Genomic DNA, 1,526 nt, shown 5'->3' with positions numbered 1-1,526 from the left:
CCTGCCACCGTCACCGTTCCTACTTTGGAAGGATGCTTGAACTGACGATGGCTTCCTGCCGTGCGAACCAATTGCCATCCATCTGCTTCCAGAAGTTTGACGACCTCTTTCACTTTCATCAGCATATGCCTATCGTCAAGGAGGAGTTACCCTGCTCCACCGTGGGTATAGTGTACCGCGCTCTGCGCGACCGCGCAATTTTGTCGTGCAGCATTCTCCACCGTGATAGGGAATCTGCCACCTTGTTCGTTGGCATCATACCGTCGTACCTGCACAGGTGCGTTATCCGATGTCGTACACATCTGGTGCAGGCATGCTTACGTCGGCTCAACAGACATTGAACGTGGCCGACTCTTCGACGGGCGGTGAACGTGGCCGACTCGCCAACGGGCGGTGAACGTGGCCGACCTCCAACGGGCGGTGAACGTGGCCGACTCGCCAACGGGCATTGAAGGTCGCTGATTCCCTGACGGGCGCTGAACGTGGCCGACTCGCCAACGGGCATTGAAGGTCGCTGATTCACTGACGGGCACTGCTCGTGGCCGATTCCGTGACGGGCGCTGAACGTGGCTGATCCCCAACAGGCGCTGAACGTGGCTGATCTCTGACGGGCATTGTTCGTGGCTGATTCCCAACGGGCGCTGAACGTGGCCGATCTCTGACGGGCATTGTTCGTGGCCGATCTCTGACGGGCATTGTTCGTGGCCGATCTCTGACGGGCATTGTTCGTGGCGGACTCCCCAACGGGCGGTGATCGAAGTCGATTCCGCAACGGGCGGTGATCGTGGCCGACTCTTCAACGGGCGGTGATCGAAGCCAATTCCCCAACGGGCGGTGATCGAAGCCGATTCCCCAACGGGCGCTGATCGTGGCCGACTCTTCAACGGGCATTGAAGGTCGCTGATTCCCTGACGGGCATTGCTCGTGGCCGACTCTTCGACGGGCGGTGAACGTGGCCGACTCTTCGACGGGCATTGCTCGTGGCCGAATCTCCGACGAGCTTGGAAGTTCGCAACGATTCCTCGGCCCCCGGCGAGCTGGAGGCCACCCCGACGCCCAACGCCAGCCTTCAGGTGCGCCGCTGGCAAACGTCCCGTGATCCGATTGAAGCTTGCCCACCAGGAAATACCCAGAATGCACCCGGTTCGCAGGCCGCGCCAGCGGCGTCACCTGCGAGGCGATGTTGGGCGTGGGGTTGGCCATAACTCTGCTTCCATACCATGGTTGAATGGGCAACGGGTCTTGATCAAATCTTACTCTGCGATGGGCCTTGGCCGAATCCGATTCTCCAATGGGTGCTGGCATGTGTGTGAAGTGTAGATCTGACGGCACGTGACCTACGGGACGCGCCAGCGGCGGCGTCTGCGAGCGATGTTGGATACCTAGCTGATACCACATGTATTTATACGTTATTAAAAAGCAATGTACCACAAAAAAGTGTTAATAGTTGGGGGTTGTGCTAGTACATAAACTTTAAAAATCGCCTATCGTTGTATTTTTCTACGAATAGGTGATGCACGTATGCC

At 58.1% G+C, this 1,526-nt stretch carries 2 protein-coding genes; both read right to left on the bottom strand.

What is annotated here, in order from left to right; translation table 11 throughout:
• Nucleotides 1-119 (bottom strand): type II toxin-antitoxin system HicA family toxin (locus EKD03_RS18170; protein WP_129633851.1); only part of this gene is annotated, 119 nt, incomplete at its 3' end.
• Between the two features lie 198 nt (nt 120-317).
• Nucleotides 318-1,088: a hypothetical protein gene (locus EKD03_RS18165; protein ID WP_129633855.1), complete on the bottom strand. Its 771-nt coding sequence runs from the start codon at nt 1,086-1,088 to the stop codon at nt 318-320.
• Nucleotides 1,089-1,526 lie beyond the last annotated feature (438 nt).

The organism is Candidatus Oscillochloris fontis (assembly GCF_004138135.1).
Lineage (GTDB): Bacteria > Chloroflexota > Chloroflexia > Chloroflexales > Chloroflexaceae > Oscillochloris > Oscillochloris fontis.
The sequence above is the reverse complement of the archived record's forward strand: the minus strand, read 5'-3'. Positions and strand labels throughout refer to the sequence as shown.